General features: G+C 55.3%; 19 protein-coding genes. 13 read left to right on the top strand and 6 right to left on the bottom strand.

From position 1 onward, the window contains the following. Positions 1 to 24: 24 nt before the first annotated feature. The 7 genes from dapF (at position 25) to corA (ending at position 6,690) form a co-directional block, all read left to right on the top strand. Complete coding sequence (dapF, locus tag RT644_RS21935; protein WP_020456015.1) at positions 25 to 849, top strand: diaminopimelate epimerase; 825 nt, start codon at positions 25 to 27, stop codon at positions 847 to 849. After that, positions 846 to 1,553 (top strand): DUF484 domain-containing protein, encoded by a 708-nt coding sequence (locus tag RT644_RS21930; protein ID WP_313628098.1) that lies wholly within the window; start codon positions 846 to 848, stop codon positions 1,551 to 1,553. Before dapF ends, RT644_RS21930 begins: the two co-directional genes overlap by 4 nt. Further along, positions 1,550 to 2,452, top strand: coding sequence for a tyrosine recombinase XerC (gene xerC, locus RT644_RS21925; RefSeq protein WP_313628096.1), 903 nt, complete (start codon positions 1,550 to 1,552; stop codon positions 2,450 to 2,452). The genes RT644_RS21930 and xerC overlap by 4 nt, the downstream gene beginning before the upstream one ends. Next, positions 2,452 to 3,168: a 5-amino-6-(5-phospho-D-ribitylamino)uracil phosphatase YigB gene (yigB, locus tag RT644_RS21920; RefSeq protein WP_313628094.1), complete on the top strand. Its 717-nt coding sequence runs from the start codon at positions 2,452 to 2,454 to the stop codon at positions 3,166 to 3,168. Before xerC ends, yigB begins: the two co-directional genes overlap by 1 nt. Positions 3,169 to 3,217: 49 nt before the next feature. Continuing rightward, a complete protein-coding gene (uvrD, locus tag RT644_RS21915) occupies positions 3,218 to 5,380 on the top strand; it encodes a DNA helicase II (RefSeq protein WP_313628092.1) in 2,163 nt (720 codons plus the stop codon). A gap of 148 nt (positions 5,381 to 5,528) precedes the next feature. Next, positions 5,529 to 5,585, top strand: coding sequence for a YsgD/CorL family protein (ysgD, locus tag RT644_RS23685; RefSeq protein ID WP_353609977.1), 57 nt, complete (start codon positions 5,529 to 5,531; stop codon positions 5,583 to 5,585). Positions 5,586 to 5,739: 154 nt separating this feature from the next. Continuing rightward, positions 5,740 to 6,690 carry a magnesium/cobalt transporter CorA gene (corA, locus tag RT644_RS21910; RefSeq protein ID WP_017459737.1) on the top strand — a complete coding sequence of 317 codons (951 nt, stop codon included), beginning with the start codon at positions 5,740 to 5,742 and terminating at the stop codon, positions 6,688 to 6,690. Between the two features lie 36 nt (positions 6,691 to 6,726). Here corA and RT644_RS21905 read toward each other — a convergent pair whose 3' ends face one another. The 4 genes from RT644_RS21905 to yigI are packed head-to-tail and all read right to left on the bottom strand — an operon-like array spanning position 6,727 to position 9,091. Further along, positions 6,727 to 7,119 (bottom strand): DUF2628 domain-containing protein, encoded by a 393-nt coding sequence (locus RT644_RS21905; RefSeq protein ID WP_020456020.1) that lies wholly within the window; start codon positions 7,117 to 7,119, stop codon positions 6,727 to 6,729. Next, positions 7,112 to 7,663, bottom strand: coding sequence for a hypothetical protein (locus tag RT644_RS21900; RefSeq protein ID WP_233500434.1), 552 nt, complete (start codon positions 7,661 to 7,663; stop codon positions 7,112 to 7,114). The genes RT644_RS21905 and RT644_RS21900 overlap by 8 nt, the downstream gene beginning before the upstream one ends. 8 nt (positions 7,664 to 7,671) lie before the next feature. Beyond that, positions 7,672 to 8,568, bottom strand: coding sequence for an EamA family transporter RarD (gene rarD / locus RT644_RS21895; protein ID WP_020456021.1), 897 nt, complete (start codon positions 8,566 to 8,568; stop codon positions 7,672 to 7,674). 55 nt (positions 8,569 to 8,623) lie between these two features. Continuing rightward, a complete protein-coding gene (gene yigI / locus RT644_RS21890; protein WP_020456022.1) occupies positions 8,624 to 9,091 on the bottom strand; it encodes an acyl-CoA thioesterase YigI in 468 nt (155 codons plus the stop codon). A gap of 159 nt (positions 9,092 to 9,250) precedes the next feature. On the opposite strand from yigI, the gene pldA reads away from it, so the two are divergent. From pldA to rhtC, 3 genes are all read left to right on the top strand, one after another. After that, positions 9,251 to 10,120: a phospholipase A gene (pldA, locus tag RT644_RS21885; RefSeq protein ID WP_044489770.1), complete on the top strand. Its 870-nt coding sequence runs from the start codon at positions 9,251 to 9,253 to the stop codon at positions 10,118 to 10,120. Positions 10,121 to 10,187: 67 nt separating this feature from the next. Beyond that, entirely contained in the window at positions 10,188 to 12,014 is a 1,827-nt protein-coding gene (recQ, locus tag RT644_RS21880) for an ATP-dependent DNA helicase RecQ (RefSeq protein WP_045512953.1), read from the top strand. A 61-nt stretch (positions 12,015 to 12,075) separates the two neighbouring features. After that, positions 12,076 to 12,696, top strand: coding sequence for a threonine export protein RhtC (gene rhtC, locus RT644_RS21875; RefSeq protein ID WP_020456025.1), 621 nt, complete (start codon positions 12,076 to 12,078; stop codon positions 12,694 to 12,696). A 37-nt stretch (positions 12,697 to 12,733) separates the two neighbouring features. Here rhtC and rhtB read toward each other — a convergent pair whose 3' ends face one another. Next, a complete protein-coding gene (rhtB, locus tag RT644_RS21870) occupies positions 12,734 to 13,354 on the bottom strand; it encodes a homoserine/homoserine lactone efflux protein (protein WP_020456026.1) in 621 nt (206 codons plus the stop codon). A gap of 109 nt (positions 13,355 to 13,463) precedes the next feature. On the opposite strand from rhtB, the gene pldB reads away from it, so the two are divergent. From pldB to RT644_RS21855, 3 genes are all read left to right on the top strand, one after another. Then, entirely contained in the window at positions 13,464 to 14,456 is a 993-nt protein-coding gene (gene pldB, locus RT644_RS21865; protein WP_020456027.1) for a lysophospholipase L2, read from the top strand. 25 nt (positions 14,457 to 14,481) lie between these two features. Next, entirely contained in the window at positions 14,482 to 15,282 is an 801-nt protein-coding gene (yigL, locus tag RT644_RS21860) for a sugar/pyridoxal phosphate phosphatase YigL (RefSeq protein WP_020456028.1), read from the top strand. A 104-nt stretch (positions 15,283 to 15,386) separates the two neighbouring features. Then, positions 15,387 to 16,286, top strand: a complete 900-nt coding sequence (locus RT644_RS21855; protein ID WP_045512956.1) for a carboxylate/amino acid/amine transporter — start codon at positions 15,387 to 15,389, stop codon at positions 16,284 to 16,286. Here the strand turns inward: RT644_RS21855 and metR are convergent. After that, positions 16,174 to 17,127 (bottom strand): HTH-type transcriptional regulator MetR, encoded by a 954-nt coding sequence (metR, locus tag RT644_RS21850; protein ID WP_313628086.1) that lies wholly within the window; start codon positions 17,125 to 17,127, stop codon positions 16,174 to 16,176. The genes RT644_RS21855 and metR overlap by 113 nt on opposite strands. Between the last annotated feature and the right edge of the window lie 53 nt (positions 17,128 to 17,180).

Genomic DNA, 17,180 nt, shown 5'->3' with positions numbered 1-17,180 from the left:
GTATCCGCGCAAATGGAGTAGATGATGCAGTTCTCAAAAATGCATGGCCTTGGCAACGATTTTATGGTCGTCGACGCGGTAACGCAGAATGTCTTTTTTTCCCCGGAGCTGATCCGTCGTCTGGCGGATCGCCATCTTGGCGTAGGGTTCGACCAGTTGCTGGTGGTTGAGCCTCCCTACGATCCTGAACTTGATTTTCACTATCGGATCTTTAATGCCGATGGCAGCGAAGTGTCGCAGTGCGGCAACGGCGCGCGCTGCTTCGCCCGTTTTGTTCGCCTGAAAGGGTTGACCAATAAACGTGATATCCGCGTCAGTACGGCAAACGGCCGTATGGTATTGAGCGTAACGGAAGATGAGCTGGTTCGCGTGAATATGGGTGAGCCGAACTTTGAACCGTCGCAGGTGCCATTTCGCGCGAACAAAGCGGAAAAGACCTATATTATGCGCGCGGCAGAGCAAACAGTATTGTGCGGCGTTGTCTCAATGGGCAACCCGCACTGCGTGATTCAGGTGGACGACGTCAACACTGCCCCCGTTGAAACGCTGGGGCCGGTTCTGGAAAGCCACGAACGTTTTCCTGAGCGTGCGAACATCGGCTTTATGCAAGTCGTTAAACCGGACACCATTCGCCTGCGCGTTTATGAGCGCGGCGCCGGGGAAACCCAGGCCTGCGGCAGCGGTGCTTGCGCAGCGGTTGCTGTCGGTATCTCGCAGGGGTTGCTGGCGGAAAATGTTCGCGTGGAATTACCAGGCGGTCGACTTGATATCGCATGGAAAGGCCCGGGCCAACCACTGTATATGACTGGCCCGGCGGCACATGTCTACGACGGGTTTATTCAGTTATGAAGCAGCCAGGGGAAGAACTACAGGACACCTTTACACAGCTGGATGACAGCGATGTCGTTGATTATCTGCTGCGTAACCCTGATTTCTTTATCCGCAATGCACGGCTGGTGGAACAGATGCGCGTACCGCATGCGGTGCGCGACACCGTTTCACTGGTGGAATGGCACATGGCGCGTTCGCGCAATCACATCAATGCACTGGAAGAGAACATGACGCTGTTGATGGAGCAGGCCAGCGCTAACGAAGGTCTGTTTTATCGTCTGCTGCGTTTACAGGGACGGCTGGCGTCTGCGCCGAGCCTTGACGAAATGCTCAACCGTTTCCATCGCTGGGCGCGTGATTTAGGGCTGGCTGGTGCCACTATCCGCCTGTTTCCCGATCGCTGGCGTCTTGGCGCGCCGTCGAAATTTACCCATCTTGCGCTCTCCCGACAGGCGTTTGAACCGCTGCGTATTCAGCGCCTTGGCCAGCAGCATCACTATCTTGGGCCGCTAAACGGGCCGGAGTTACTGCTGCTGTTGCCGGAAGCGAAAGCGATTGGCTCCGTCGCGATGTCGCTGATGGGGCAGGATGGCGCGCTGGGCGTTGTGTTGTTCAGCAGTCGCGACGTTCACCATTATCAACCGGGACAAGGCACGCAGTTGCTGGAAGAGATCGCGCAGATGCTGCCGGATCTGCTGGAGCGCTGGATTGAGCGCGTATGACCGATTCTCCGCTGTTTTCATTCGTCACCCGTTTTCTGCGCTACCTGGGCGTTGAACGCCAGCTCAGTCCTGTCACGCTTTTAAATTATCAGCGTCAGCTTGATGCCATTATTGCTTTGACCGAAGAAACGGGTCTGAAAAGCTGGCAACAATGTGATGCTGCGATGGTGCGTGCTATTGCCGTGCGCAGCCGACGCAAAGGGCTGGGGGCCGTGAGCCTGGCGCTGCGGCTTTCGGCGCTGCGCAGTTTCTTTGACTGGATGGTCAGCCAGGGCGAGTTACCCGCAAACCCGGCAAAAGGCATTTCCGCGCCAAAAGCGCCGCGCCATCTGCCGAAAAACATCGACGTTGATGATGTTAACCGGCTGCTGGATATCGATCTTAATGATCCGCTCGCCGTGCGCGATCGCGCAATGCTTGAAGTAATGTATGGCGCGGGTCTGCGTTTGTCTGAACTGGTGAATCTGGATATTAAACATCTGGATCTGGAAAGCGGCGAAGTGTGGGTGCTGGGCAAAGGCAGTAAAGAACGTCGTTTGCCGATTGGCCGCAACGCGGTCGTCTGGATTGAGCACTGGCTTGATTTACGCGGTCTGTTCGGCGCACAAGACGATGCGCTGTTTCTGTCGAAGCTCGGCAAACGTATTTCCGCGCGTAATGTGCAAAAGCGCTTCGCTGAGTGGGGCATTAAGCAAGGGTTGAACAGCCACGTGCATCCTCATAAGCTGCGCCACTCTTTCGCCACCCATATGCTCGAATCGAGCGGCGATCTGCGCGGTGTGCAGGAGCTGCTCGGTCACGCTAATCTGTCCACCACTCAGATATATACTCATCTTGATTTTCAACACCTTGCTTCGGTATACGATGCGGCGCACCCGCGCGCCAAACGGGGGAAATAATGCGTTTTTACCGCCCATTAGGTCAGATCTCTGCGATCACCTTCGACCTGGACGACACCCTTTACGACAACCGGTTGGTTATCCAGCGCACAGAACAGGAAGCGCTGGCGTTTGTGCAGCGTTATCACCCGGCGTTAAGCAATCTGGAAAACAGTGAATTCCATCGTCTGCGCCAGTCGCTGCGGGAAACTGAACCGGATATTTACCACGATGTCACCGAGTGGCGCCGGCGTGCCGTTGAACGCGCGATGCTGGATGCCGGTCTGACCGTAGAAGAAGCCGCCGCCGGTGCAAATGCTTCGATGGTCAATTTTGCCAAATGGCGCAGCCGCATTGATGTGCCAGAGGAAACCCACGACACATTGACGAAGCTCGGCAAAAAGTGGCCGCTGGTGGCGATCACCAACGGTAACGCGCAACCGGAGTTGTTCGGCCTGGGCGACTACTTTGAATTCGTGTTGCGTGCCGGGCCGGACGGGCGCGCAAAACCTTTTAGCGATATGTATCATCTTGCGGCTGAGCGTCTCGGCGTGGCGATTGGCGATATCCTGCATGTGGGGGATGATCTGACCACCGACGTTGCCGGCGCGGTGCGCTGCGGCATGCAAGCTTGTTGGATCAAGCCGGAAGGCGCAGATCTGCTGCAAGCCAGCGACAGCCGGTTACTGCCGCATGTGGAAATTTCGCGGTTGGCATCCCTCACTACGCTGATATAATCACCAGCTGTTCTGTATAAATTCCCAGTAATATTTCGCGGCGGTGCCAATGGACGTTTCTTATCTGCTCGACAGCCTCAATGACAAACAGCGCGACGCCGTAGCCGCCGAGCGCAGCAATATGCTGGTGCTGGCAGGGGCGGGGAGCGGTAAGACGCGCGTACTGGTACACCGTATCGCCTGGCTGATGACCGTGGAAAACTGCTCGCCATACTCCATTATGGCGGTGACTTTCACCAACAAAGCGGCGGCGGAAATGCGCCACCGTATCGGCCAGTTAATGGGCACTTCGCAGGGCGGGATGTGGGTTGGCACGTTCCACGGCCTCGCGCACCGTTTGCTGCGCGCGCACCATATGGACGCCAACCTGCCGCAGGATTTCCAGATCCTCGACAGCGAAGATCAGCTGCGTTTGCTCAAGCGTCTGATCAAAGCGATGAACCTCGACGAGAAGCAATGGCCGCCGCGCCAGGCGATGTGGTACATCAACGGCCAGAAAGACGAAGGCATTCGTCCGCACCATATTCAAAGTTTCGGTAACCCGGTGGAACAGACCTGGCAGAAAGTTTACCAGGCCTACCAGGAAGCCTGCGATCGCGCCGGGCTGGTCGATTTCGCCGAGCTGCTGCTGCGCGCCCATGAGTTGTGGCTCAACAAGCCGCATATTTTGCAGCACTACCGCGAACGCTTTACCAATATCCTGGTGGACGAATTCCAGGATACCAACAACATTCAATATGCGTGGATCCGCCTGCTGGCGGGCGATACCGGCAAAGTGATGATCGTCGGCGACGATGATCAGTCCATTTACGGCTGGCGCGGTGCGCAGGTGGAAAACATCCAGCGCTTCCTGAAAGATTTCCCCGGCGCGCAGACGATCCGCCTGGAGCAAAACTACCGTTCGACCAGCAATATTCTCAGCGCGGCGAACGCCCTGATTGAGAACAACAACGGGCGCCTGGGTAAAAAGCTGTGGACCGATGGCGTCGATGGCGAGCTGATTTCACTCTACTGCGCCTTTAACGAACTGGATGAAGCGCGTTATGTCGTCAACCGTATCAAAGCCTGGCAGGATAACGGCGGCCAGCTTTCGCAGTGCGCCATTCTCTATCGCAGCAACGCCCAGTCGCGCGTGCTGGAAGAGGCGCTGCTGCAAGCCAGCATGCCGTACCGGATTTATGGCGGTATGCGATTCTTCGAACGTCAGGAAATTAAAGATGCGCTCTCCTACCTGCGCCTGATCGCCAACCGCAACGATGATGCCGCTTTTGAGCGCGTGGTGAATACGCCAACGCGCGGCATCGGCGACCGTACGCTGGACGTGGTGCGCCAAACCTCGCGCGATCGCCAGTTGACCTTATGGCAGGCAACGCGCGAGTTGTTACAGGAAAAAGCGCTGGCGGGCCGCGCGGTGAGCGCGCTGCAACGTTTCCTGGAACTGATTGACGCGCTGGCACAGGAAACGGCGGATATGCCGTTGCATGTGCAAACCGACCGGGTGATCAGCGATTCCGGCCTGCGCATGATGTACGAGCAGGAAAAAGGCGAAAAAGGCCAGACGCGTATCGAGAACTTAGAGGAACTGGTCACCGCGACGCGCCAGTTCAGCTACAACGAAGAAGACGAAGATTTAATGCCGCTGCAGGCATTTCTCTCCCACGCCGCACTGGAAGCGGGCGAAGGGCAGGCGGATACCTGGCAGGATGCGGTGCAGTTAATGACGCTGCACTCGGCGAAAGGGCTGGAGTTCCCGCAGGTGTTTATTGTTGGCATGGAAGAGGGCATGTTCCCCAGCCAGATGTCGCTGGATGAAGGCGGGCGGCTGGAAGAGGAGCGCCGTCTGGCGTATGTCGGCGTGACGCGCGCGATGCAAAAACTGACCTTAACCTATGCGGAAACGCGCCGGTTGTACGGTAAAGAGGTGTATCACCGCCCGTCGCGCTTTATTGGCGAGTTGCCTGAAGAGTGTGTTGAAGAGGTGCGTTTGCGCGCCAGCATCAGCCGCCCGGTTAGCCATCAACGCATGGGTACGCCGGTGGCGCAAAGCGATACCGGTTATAAACTTGGCCAGCGCGTGCGCCATGCCAAATTTGGCGAAGGCACGGTGGTGAACATGGAAGGCAGCGGTGAGCACAGCCGTTTGCAGGTGGCTTTCCAGGGGCAGGGTATCAAATGGCTGGTGGCGGCTTACGCCAAGCTCGAAACCGTGTAACTTTCAGAAAAATATCATTATTTTGTAATATTCTGCTAGCCTTATACGCTGAAGGGCAAATATTGCTCTTTAGCGTTTCGTTGCGTGTTGACGCCTTCTGAGTGCTGGCGTAACATGCGCGCACGATCACGCTAAGAGGACATTCGCCTTGGACACACCCAGTAGATACTGGCTCAATTTCCTGGTTTTCAGGAACAACTCCTAAGGCTATCTCCTCATGCTGATGGCCTTAGAGGTTGTCAGCGACCCGCTGTATTCCCCGTCGCGCTGAGTCAGGCTGTTTAATGGTCTGAAACCCAATTTGTTTCTCTGTGTGCCCACCGAACTGTCCGATATTTTTTGCATTGGGAGTCCCGGCTATGCTGAGCGCATTTCAACTGGAAAACAATCGTTTAACCCGCCTTGAGGCTGACGAAATCAAACATCTCGCCAGCTCTGTTTGGGTTGATTTGGTCGAGCCGGACGATGAAGAACGTACCCGCGTGCAAACGGAATTGGGCCAGAACCTGGCCACCCGACCTGAACTGGAAGACATTGAGGCGTCGGCGCGTTTTTTTGAAGACGAAGACGGCCTGCACATCCACTCCTTCTTCTTTTTTGAAGATGCTGAAGATCATGCAGGCAACTCAACCGTAGCATTTACCATCCGCGAAGGTCGCCTGTTCACCCTGCGTGAGCGCGAGCTGCCTGCGTTTCGCCTGTACCGTATGCGCGCCCGCAGCCAGGAGATGGTCGACGGTAACGCTTATGAACTGCTGCTGGATCTGTTCGAAACCAAAATTGAGCAACTGGCGGATGAAATCGAAAACATTTACAGCGATCTGGAAAAGCTGAGCCGCGTCATTATGGAAGGCCAGCAGGGCGACGAGTATGACGACGCGCTCTCGACGCTGGCGGAACAGGAAGATATCGGCTGGAAGGTGCGCCTGTGTCTGATGGATACCCAGCGCGCGTTGAACTTCCTGGTGCGTAAGGCGCGTTTACCGGCCGGTCAGCTTGAGCAGGCGCGCGAGATCCTGCGCGATATCGAATCCCTGCTGCCGCACAACGAATCGTTGTTCCAGAAAGTGAACTTCCTGATGCAGGCGGCGATGGGCTTTATCAATATTGAGCAGAACCGCATCATCAAGATCTTCTCGGTGGTATCGGTCGTGTTCCTGCCGCCGACGCTGGTGGCTTCCAGTTACGGCATGAACTTTGAATTTATGCCCGAACTGCACTGGAGCTTTGGCTACCCTGGCGCAATCATCTTTATGATCCTCGCGGGGCTCGCGCCTTATCTCTACTTCAAGCGCCGTAACTGGCTATAAAACAAAAAGGTTCAGCATCACGCTGAACCTTTTTTATTACAGGCTCCAGTCCTGTTTGCCCTTCACTTTTAAATCGTAATACCAGATGTTGGCCCGACAGGCGATGATGGCATTGACCATATAACCCAGGAAGCCAATGTTAAAAATAACCGCAACCACGATAACGACTATGTTGATAACTAAAACTAACAGGGCTTTCTTCCACAAACCAAGGATCAGCAAATAGATAATAGAAAAAAACCAGGCGAAGAAATTGAAAGAGACTTTTATCTTCTGCCCGAAAGTCATTTCTTTATAGGCGTTTTTCCATGCCGGGCTCATCCCCCAAAAAGAGGGGTAGCCATTCTTCTCATAGAATGCGAAACGATACTTCCATTTGTCGCTTAATGAATGGTCGCTTTTATAATCATAAGTGTTGATGTTACTCATTTTCCCCTCCTGAAATAGACACGTGGTCCGTCGAATTAATTTGTTGCTTTAACTGCGTCGGTGCGAGCATAAAGACGAAAAATACCAGCACGTCGTAACCGAAATAGATTCTGATACCTAAGCTCACGCACTCTACATCGCTGACAACACCGGTGGCGGCAACCGCCAGCGAGGCCAGGTAGACCAGCAATGAAAAAATGACCACATAGCGGCCTTTGGCACCGCTATCTCTGCAGCGTTGCGCGTTAATATTTAGCTTTAAATAGGTGTAAAGCAGAAAGCACACCAGCGGCAGAACAGGCAGTTCGGCCACATTAAAGGCGACAACTAAAAAGAGAATATGCAGAAGTAAAAATATAAGGATATACGGCCCACGCGCGAGGCACGTTTTGCCCGATGGCAAAAAAATCCTGCGGATCATCGCTGATTCATCCTGAATAACGTAATGACGAAGGGGCAAACATAGCATTCCATTGCGCATTACGCGATTGGGTAAATCCTTACCTCTAAATTTTTGTAGGTATTGGGCGGCTATTCCGCCCATGTGTTTAATCAGGCTTTTTTGCGTAACCCGCGCTGCGTATAAACCGCGTCGAGGACAAAGATAGCCAGCGCAACCCAGATAAAGCCGAAGGTCACCATTTTATCCGCACCGGGATGCTCGCCGTAAAAAAGCACCGCCAGCACGAACATCAATGTCGGGCCGATGTACTGGAAGAAGCCGAGCGTCGACAGGCGCAGACGCGTTGCCGCACCGGTAAAACAGAGTAGCGGCACCGTGGTTACGACACCTGCGGCCATTAAAAGCAGATTAAGCGACAGACTGTTTTGCCCCATATGGCTGGTCGGGCTGTCGGTAATGCCGAACAACCAAATCGCCGCTACCGGCAGCAGCCACAGCGTTTCTATCAACATGCCGGTTTGTGCCTCCACCGCAATCTTTTTGCGCAGCAGGCCGTAAAAAGCAAAGCTGAAGGCCAGGCCAAGCGCGATTATAGGCAGCGAACCAAATGTCCACAGTTGTACCAGCACACCGATCGCCGCCAGCAGCACCGCCAGCCACTGCATGCGGCGAAAACGTTCGCCCAAAAACAGCATCCCCAGCAGAATATTCACCAGCGGGTTAATAAAGTAGCCCAGGCTCGCTTCCAGCATATGGTTATGGTTTACCGCCCAGATAAACAACAACCAGTTTCCCCCTACCAGTACCGCAGAGAGCGCCAGCAGCAGGATCTTTTTCGGCGTTTGCAGCAGGGCTTTCACGCTGCTCCACTGGCGGCTAACGCTAATCAACGCCAGCATAAAGAAGAAGGACCAGATCACGCGATGTGTCAGAATTTCGTCGGCCGGAACGAACCAGATCGTTTTGAAGTAAGCCGGGGCAACGCCCCAAATAAAATATGCGGCCAGGGCAAGAAGCACGCCCAGCCGCGTCTGTTTTGCATCCATCGGGAAAGCTCGTAGCTGAAATGAATCCTCATGGTACCCGATTTTTCTGACCGGCTCACCCCACCATATAGGTGGCGGTCGCGCTGGCGATGTAGAGCTGTTCTTCGTTGTGCAGCTCTACGCGCGCGACGGCAACTTTATTACCCGCGCGCAGCAAGCTGCTACTGGCGGTAAAGCGCGTGCCGCGACCCGGTCGCAGGTAATCGACGCGTAAATCGATCGTGCCCATCCGTGCTAAACGCTGGCGCAGCTCCTCTTCGCTAATGGTTTCATGGCGGGTTAACGTGCTGCCCACGCAAACCAGACCCGCGGCGACATCCAGCGCGGAGGCAATCACGCCGCCGTGTAAAATGCTTTGCGCCCAGTTGCCGACCATCATAGGCTGGTTAGTGAAACTCAGCTGCGCGTACTCTTTTTCATAGCGCTCCAGCTCCAGCCCTAACGCACGATTAAACGGCATGTGGTACACGAATATCTCGCCGACCGTTTTCAGGACTTCTTCCGCTGTGAGAACAACTGACATGGCTATCTGATCCGATGAGTTAATGAAATGTTGATTTTATGCTTATCGATTGTTGATTTCCACTTTCGGAACCGATACATGAGCAGTGACTCAATAAATATGTAGAATACTTGCGGGGAAATTCGTCAATTCAACAATATGATTTGGAGCAGCAAACCGATGCGGACCTCTCTGGGTTGGTTTTTCGCAGTGCTTGCACTGCCGTTTATGGCTTACGCACAAGAAGCGACGGTAAAAGAAGTTCATGATGCGCCTGCCGTGCGCGGCAGCATCATCGCCAATTTATTGCAGGAGCACGACAATCCGTTCACGCTCTACCCTTATGAATCCAACTACGTTATCTACACCGATACCAGCGATCTGAACAAAGAAGCGATTCGCTCCTATAACTGGGCGGATAATGCGCGCAAAGATGAAGTGAAGTTCCAGCTCAGCCTGGCGTTCCCTCTCTGGCGCGGGATTCTGGGGCCAAACTCGGTGTTCGGTGGGTCCTACACGCAAAAATCCTGGTGGCAGTTGTCAAACAGCGGAGAGTCTTCTCCATTCCGTGAAACCAACTACGAACCGCAACTGTTCCTTGGTTTCGCCACTGATTACGAATTTGCTGGCTGGACGCTGCGCGACGTGGAATTTGGCTTTAACCACGATTCGAACGGGCGTTCCGACCCGACTTCACGCAGCTGGAACCGCGCCTATACGCGCTTGATGGCGCAAAGCGGCAACTGGCTGGTGGAAGTCAAACCCTGGTATGTGGTGGGATCGGTTGATGACAACCCGGATATCACCAAATATATGGGTTATTACCAGCTGAAAATTGGCTACCAGCTGGGCGATGCGATCCTCAGCGCAAAAGGACAATATAACTGGAATACCGGTTACGGCGGCGCTGAACTCGGTCTAAGCTACCCAGTGACTAAACACGTACGTCTTTATACGCAGGTCTACAGCGGGTACGGCGAATCGTTGATTGACTACAATTTCAATCAGACACGTGTCGGCGTGGGCGTGATGCTTAACGATCTGTTTTAAGCGTTGCAGTTTCTCTCTCAGGCGCTGAAAATAGCGCCTGTTTTTATTTCAGGCAAATGGGGTCAGAGTGGCACAGGCGGAAGTATTGAATCAGGAATCGCTGGCGAAACAGGTTCTGCAAGAGACCTTCGGCTACCAGCAATTCCGCCCGGGCCAGCAGGATATTATCGACACCGTACTCAGCGGCCGCGACTGCCTGGTGGTGATGCCGACCGGCGGCGGGAAATCCCTGTGTTACCAAATTCCGGCGCTGGTATTAGATGGCCTGACGGTGGTGGTTTCACCGCTCATCTCGCTGATGAAAGATCAGGTCGATCAGCTACTGGCAAACGGTGTTGCAGCAGCATGCCTGAACTCTACCCAGAGCCGCGAACAGCAGTTTGAGGTGATCAACGGCTGTCGCAACGGCCAGATTCGCCTGCTTTATATCGCTCCCGAGCGCCTGATGCTCGACAACTTCCTCGATCAGCTGCGCCAGTGGAATCCGGTGCTGTTGGCCGTGGACGAAGCGCACTGTATTTCCCAGTGGGGCCATGATTTCCGCCCGGAATACGCCGCGCTGGGCCAGTTACGCCAGATGCTGCCTTCCGTGCCGTTTATGGCGCTTACCGCCACCGCCGATGACACAACCCGCCGCGATATCGAGCGTTTGCTGGGGCTTCACGATCCGCTGATTCAGGTCAGCAGCTTCGACCGCCCGAACATTCGCTACATGCTGATGGAAAAATTTAAGCCGCTCGATCAGCTACTGCGTTATGTGCAGGAGCAGCGCGGCAAGTGCGGCATCGTGTATTGCAACAGCCGGGCGAAAGTGGAAGACACCGCCGCCCGTTTGCAAAGCCGTGGTTTTAGCGCGGCGGCTTACCATGCCGGGCTGGAAAACGAGGTGCGGGCGCGCGTACAGGAACAGTTCCAGCGCGACGACCTGCAAATTGTCGTGGCGACGGTGGCGTTTGGTATGGGCATCAATAAGCCCAACGTGCGCTTCGTGGTGCATTTCGACATTCCGCGCAATATCGAATCCTATTATCAGGAAACCGGTCGCGCCGGGCGTGACGGCCTGCCTGCGGAAGCGATGCTGTTTTACGATCCGGCGGATATGGCGTGGCTGCGCCGCTGCCTTGAAGAGAAGCCCGCCGGGCCGTTGCAGGATATCGAACGACACAAGCTCAATGCGATGGGCGCGTTTGCCGAAGCGCAAACCTGCCGTCGTCTGGTGCTGCTGAACTACTTTGGCGAAGGTCGCCAGGAGCCCTGCGGTAACTGCGATATTTGCCTCGATCCGCCGCGCCAGTACGACGGATTGCAGGACGCGCAAAAAGCACTGTCGGCTATTTACCGCGTGAATCAGCGTTTCGGTATGGGCTATGTGGTGGAAGTGCTACGTGGGGCGAACAATCAGCGCATCCGCGAGTTTGGTCACGACAAATTACCGGTGTATGGAATTGGTCGCGAGCAGAGCCACGAACATTGGGTGAGCGTGATCCGCCAACTGATTCACTTAGGCTTCGCCACACAAAACATTGCTCAGCACTCGGCGTTGCAGCTCACCGAAGCGGCGCGTCCGCTGCTGCGCGGTGAAGTCCCGCTGATGCTAGCGGTGCCGCGTATGGTGGCGCTGAAACCGAAAGTGATGCAGAAAGCGGCGGTTGGCAATTACGACCGCAAGCTGTTCGCCAAGCTGCGCAAGTTGCGTAAAGCGATCGCCGATGAAGAGAATATTCCGCCGTACGTGGTCTTTAACGACGCCACGCTGATTGAAATGGCCGAACAGATGCCGCTCTCTCCCGGTGAGATGCTTAGTGTCAACGGGGTGGGTACGCGCAAACTTGAACGCTTCGGCCAGGAATTTATGGCGTTGATCCGCGCACATGTTGACGGCGAAGAAGAGTAGTCAGCCTGCGAAAAAAATGGGAGGATGGTTTCCCCCTGAACTATTTTCCCGCGAGTTATCTATGTTGATGTTATTTCTCACCGTGGCGCTGGTGCATATCGTCGCACTGATGAGCCCCGGCCCCGATTTCTTCTTCGTTTCACAAACCGCCGTCAGCCGCTCGCGCAAAGAAGCGATGATGGGCGTGCTCGGTATCACCACCGGCGTCATGATTTGGGCCGGCGTGGCACTGCTCGGCCTGAACCTGATCCTCGCAAAAATGGCGTGGCTGCATAACATCATTATGGTCGGCGGCGGCCTGTATTTATGCTGGATGGGCTACCAGATGTTGCGCGGCGCGCTGAAGAAAGGGCCGCAAAGCAGCGATGCGCCGCAGGTTGAGCTGGCCGCCAGCGGACGCAGCTTTATCAAAGGGTTACTGACCAATCTCGCTAACCCGAAAGCGATCATTTACTTTGGCTCAGTGTTTTCACTGTTTGTTGGCGATAGCGTGGGCGCTGGCGCGCGCTGGGGTATTTTTATGCTGATTGCGGTGGAAACCTTTGCCTGGTTTACCGTGGTCGCCAGCCTGTTCGCCTTACCGCAAATTCGTCGGGGTTATCAGCGTCTGGCGAAGTGGATTGATGGTTTTGCTGGCGCACTGTTCGCCGGTTTTGGTATCCACCTGATTATTTCCCGCTAAGCGATAAACGCCGGATAGCCGCTATCCGGCTCTCTTTTCAGGCGTGTCTTGCCGATGCCAGCAGCGCGCCGACCAGCATAAACAACGAACCAAACACTTTGTTCAACGCTTTCATCTGATGCGGGCCTTTGATCCATGCCGCAATGCGCTGCGCCAGCGTGGCGTAGCCAATCATCACAATGATATCCACCACGATGGTGGTGACGCCGAGCACCACGTACTGCATCACTTGCGGTTGATGCGGGACGATAAATTGCGGGAACAGTGCGGCGAGAAAAACAATGCTCTTCGGATTGGTCAGGTTGACGAATACGGCGCGTTTAAACAAACGCCCGCGCGTTTGGGTTTTTGCCAGCGTATTGAGATCGATAGCGCCCGCGGCGCGCCACTGCTGGATGCCAAGCCAAATCAGATAAGCCGCGCCCGCCCATTTCAGCACTTCAAAGGCCAGCACCGAGCGTGAAAATAATGTGCCTAAACCGACACCGACCAGCACGATGTGAATGGCTAAACCGGTTTGTAGCCCGGCAATCGACGCCGCCGCGCCGCGATAACCGTGGCTGATGGACGTGGACATGGTGTTAATCGCGCCGGAGCCGGGGGACAGGCTTAGGATTAAGGATGTCAGCAGGTAGGCGAACCACCATTCGAAGGTCATGAGAAACTCCCTGGATATCGGTTTTTATGCCACAATACGCTATTGGCAGCGGAATTTGCTATTGGTCACAAAAAAACGATTTTACATGGCTAAAAGGGGCGAAATCCCAATGTTTCGGCACAAATCGACATGGGAAACCAGAGAAAAAGCGTTCGCGGCTTTTACCATGGGACCGCTGATGGATTTCTGGCGTTCGCGGGAAGAAGCGGTCTTTACCGGCGTGGACGATGTGCCGGTCAGTTTTGTCCGTTTTCGCGCGCAAAGTAACGACCGCGTTATTGTGATTTGTCCCGGCCGCATCGAAAGCTACGTAAAATACGCAGAGCTGGCGTATGACCTGTTCCACCTCGGTTATGACGTGTTGATTATCGATCATCGCGGCCAGGGGCGTTCCGGGCGAATGTTGCCGGACACGCATCGTGGCCATGTGGTGAAATTCAGCGATTATGTCGACGATCTGGCGGCGTTCTGGGATCAGGAAGTGGCCAGCGGGCCGTGGCGCAAACGCTATATCCTTGCCCATTCGATGGGTGGTGCCATTTCCACCCTGTTTTTGCAGCGCTATCCGCAAGCCTGCGATGCGATTGCCCTGTGCGCGCCCATGTTCGGCATTATCATTCGCCTGCCAGAATGGATGGTGCGCCCGTTGCTGGACTGGGCTGAAAGCTACCCGAGTCTTCGTGAAGGTTACGCTATTGGCACCGGGAGCTGGCGCCCGTTGCCGTTCGCGATAAACGTGTTAACCCACAGCCGCGAGCGCTATCGCCGTAATTTGCGTTTTTATGCCGATGAACCGCAGCTTCGCGTTGGCGGGCCCACCTGGCACTGGGTACGCGAAGGGATCCTCGCCGGTGAACACGCGCTGGCGGGGGCGGAAAAAGACGCCACGCCGACATTGATTATTCAGGCAGAAGAGGAGCACGTGGTGGATAACCGCATGCATCAACGCTTCTGTGAACGACGCGCCGCAGCGGGCCACCCCTGTGAAGGGGGGAAACCGCTGGTCATACAAGGCGCGTACCATGAGATCCTTTTTGAAAAGGACGCCATGCGCTCGGTCGCGCTCAACGCCATCGTCGAATTCTTCGACCGGCATAACTGATGAATTATTGAGGTTAAATTTTCTTATGTACCAGGTTGTTGCATCTGATTTAGATGGCACATTGCTCTCCCCCGACCACACACTGTCGCCCTTTGCCAAAGAAACGTTAAAACTGCTTACCGCGCGCGGCGTCAACTTCGTCTTCGCCACCGGCCGCCACCATGTGGATGTCGGGCAAATCCGCGACAATCTGGGCATTAAAGCCTATATGATCACCTCCAACGGTGCGCGGGTACACGACACCGATGGCAATCTGGTGTTCACCCATAACCTGGATCGCGACATCGCCACCGATCTGTTCGGCGTGGTGCATAACGAGCCGGATATCATTACCAATGTCTACCGCAACGATGAGTGGTTCATGAACCGCCACCGCCCGGATGAGATGCGTTTCTTTAAAGAAGCGGTGTTCCAGTATTCGCTGTATGAGCCGGGTTTGCTTGAGCCGGAAGGGATCAGCAAAGTCTTCTTCACATGTGAAAGCCATGAAAAACTGCTGCCGCTGGAGCAGGCCATCAACGCCCGCTGGGGCGATCGCGTGAACGTCAGTTTCTCTACCTTAACCTGCCTGGAAGTGATGGCGGGCGGCGTGTCGAAAGGCCATGCGCTGGAAGCGGTCGCCGGCGCGCTGGGTTATAGCCTGAAAGAGTGCATCGCCTTTGGTGACGGCATGAACGACGCGGAAATGCTGTCGATGGCGGGCAAAGGTTGCATTATGGGTAACGCTCACCAGCGCCTGAAAGAACTGCACCCGGAGCTGGAAGTGATTGGCACCAACGCCGATAACGCCGTACCGCATTACCTGCGTAAGCTGTTCCTCGAATAAGATTGACGAGTGGTCTTAAATTAACCACTCGTCAACTAAATACTCAAACTTTGCGCAACTGAGTTCGCTACAATGCCTGTCCACTCATCGAAGAGACATTCATTGTGGCGTTACTCATCATCACCACTATTTTGTGGGCTTTCTCTTTTAGCCTGATTGGCGAATACCTTGCGGGCCATGTCGACAGCTACTTCTCCGTGCTGATGCGCGTGGGGCTGGCGGCGCTGGTCTTTTTACCGTTTCTGCGTGCGCGTGGGCATAACCTCAAGACCATTGGCCTGTATATGCTGGTGGGCGCGCTGCAGCTGGGCATTATGTACCTGTTCAGCTTCCAGGCGTATCTCTACCTGACGGTGTCTGAATTCCTGTTGTTTACCGTTTTCACGCCGCTGTATGTCACCCTGATTTACGATCTGCTCAGTAAGCGCGGGCTGCGCTGGAGCTACGCGCTGAGCGCCGGGCTGGCGGTAATTGGCGCGGCGATTATTCGCTACGACAAAGTGAGCGATCACTTCTGGATTGGCCTGATTTTGGTGCAACTGGCGAATATCAGCTTTGCCATTGGTATGGTCGGCTACAAACGCCTGATGGAGACGCGCCCGATGCCGCAACACAACGCGTTCGCCTGGTTTTATCTTGGCGCATTCGTGGTCGCCGTTGTGGCGTGGTTTGTGATGGGTAATCCGCAGAAATTGCCGACCACGACGCTGCAATGGAGCGTGCTGGTGTGGCTTGGCGTGGTGGCATCCGGGTTGGGTTATTTTATGTGGAACTACGGCGCCACACAGGTGGACGCCGGGACGCTCGGCATCATGAACAATGTGCATGTTCCCGCCGGGTTACTGGTTAACCTCGCGATCTGGCAGGAACAACCGCACTGGCCGAGCTTTATTATTGGTGGTGCGGTGATAATGGCCTCGCTGTGGGTGCATCGCCGCTGGGTCGCTCCGCGCTCCGCACAAACGGCAGATGGTCGCAAGCGTGGTTCCGCGCTGAGCGAATAAACGCTTCCGTTACTGGCTGACGCTGCTCGCCGTCGCGCACGGCGGCGTACAGCCGGCTCCACAATCCTTCGCCCAGGGTTTTGGTCACTATCAGACCCTGGCGCTCAAAACTCTCCACCACCCAGTGCGGCAGCGCCGCAATGCCCATCCGCGCGGCAACCATCTGAATCAGCAGCAGCGTATTATCAACACTTTTCAGCGACGGGCTCACGCCCGCCGGTTGCAGGAAGTGACGCCAGATATCCAGGCGGCTGCGCTGTACGGGGTAAATCAGCAGCGTTTCGCTGGCGATATCGTCCGGCGTGATGCGCGCTTTCGCCGCCAGCGGATGATCGGGGGCGAGCACCAGACGCACTTCAAAATCAAACATCGGCGAATAGTGCAGACCGCTGCGCGGCAAAATGTCGGAGGTCATGACCAGATCCAGCTCGCCCTGTTGCAGCGCAGGTTGCGGATCAAACGTGACGCCGGATTTGAAATCCATCTCCACTTGCGGCCAGTTCTGGCGAAAGTTCTCAAGCGCAGGTGTCAGCCACTGAATACAGCTATGGCACTCAATAGCGATGCGCAGCGTGGCTTGCTGCGGCTCATTGCAGGCCTGCAGCGCGCGGCTAATCTGCGGCAGCACCTGATTCGCCAGTTGCAGCAGAATTTCACCCTGCGGCGTAAAGCGCAGCGGCTGGCTTTTCCGCACAAACAGACGAAAGCCAAGGCGCTGTTCCAGATCGCTGAACTGGTGGGAAAGCGCGGACTGCGTTTGATGCAGCGTTGCCGCCGCTGCCGCCAGCGACCCGCTGTTTCGTAACGCCTGTAGCGTTTTCAGGTGTTTAATTTCGATCATGAAAGTCCTTCACTCCGGCATGAACATTTTGCGCTTGAGGAATATACAGTACC

The sequence above is a fragment of the Kosakonia sp. genome (assembly GCF_032104925.1).
In the GTDB taxonomy this organism is placed as follows: Bacteria; Pseudomonadota; Gammaproteobacteria; order Enterobacterales; family Enterobacteriaceae; genus Kosakonia.
Note: the sequence above shows the minus strand (reverse complement) of the source record. Positions and strands in the feature narration are given on the sequence as shown.

Excerpts from the sequence above, each read along its gene's own strand:
- dapF (WP_020456015.1), top strand. The coding sequence starts at position 25 with ATGCAGTTCTCAAAAATGCATGGCCTTGGCAACGATTTTATGGTCGTC.
- RT644_RS21930 (WP_313628098.1), top strand. The coding sequence starts at position 846 with ATGAAGCAGCCAGGGGAAGAACTACAGGACACCTTTACACAGCTGGAT.
- xerC (WP_313628096.1), top strand. The coding sequence starts at position 1,550 with ATGACCGATTCTCCGCTGTTTTCATTCGTCACCCGTTTTCTGCGCTAC.
- yigB (WP_313628094.1), top strand. The coding sequence starts at position 2,452 with ATGCGTTTTTACCGCCCATTAGGTCAGATCTCTGCGATCACCTTCGAC.
- uvrD (WP_313628092.1), top strand. The coding sequence starts at position 3,218 with ATGGACGTTTCTTATCTGCTCGACAGCCTCAATGACAAACAGCGCGAC.
- corA (WP_017459737.1), top strand. The coding sequence starts at position 5,740 with ATGCTGAGCGCATTTCAACTGGAAAACAATCGTTTAACCCGCCTTGAG.
- RT644_RS21905 (WP_020456020.1), bottom strand. The coding sequence starts at position 7,119 with ATGAGTAACATCAACACTTATGATTATAAAAGCGACCATTCATTAAGC.
- RT644_RS21900 (WP_233500434.1), bottom strand. The coding sequence starts at position 7,663 with ATGGGCGGAATAGCCGCCCAATACCTACAAAAATTTAGAGGTAAGGAT.
- rarD (WP_020456021.1), bottom strand. The coding sequence starts at position 8,568 with ATGGATGCAAAACAGACGCGGCTGGGCGTGCTTCTTGCCCTGGCCGCA.
- yigI (WP_020456022.1), bottom strand. The coding sequence starts at position 9,091 with ATGTCAGTTGTTCTCACAGCGGAAGAAGTCCTGAAAACGGTCGGCGAG.
- pldA (WP_044489770.1), top strand. The coding sequence starts at position 9,251 with ATGCGGACCTCTCTGGGTTGGTTTTTCGCAGTGCTTGCACTGCCGTTT.
- rhtC (WP_020456025.1), top strand. The coding sequence starts at position 12,076 with ATGTTGATGTTATTTCTCACCGTGGCGCTGGTGCATATCGTCGCACTG.
- rhtB (WP_020456026.1), bottom strand. The coding sequence starts at position 13,354 with ATGACCTTCGAATGGTGGTTCGCCTACCTGCTGACATCCTTAATCCTA.
- pldB (WP_020456027.1), top strand. The coding sequence starts at position 13,464 with ATGTTTCGGCACAAATCGACATGGGAAACCAGAGAAAAAGCGTTCGCG.
- yigL (WP_020456028.1), top strand. The coding sequence starts at position 14,482 with ATGTACCAGGTTGTTGCATCTGATTTAGATGGCACATTGCTCTCCCCC.
- metR (WP_313628086.1), bottom strand. The coding sequence starts at position 17,127 with ATGATCGAAATTAAACACCTGAAAACGCTACAGGCGTTACGAAACAGC.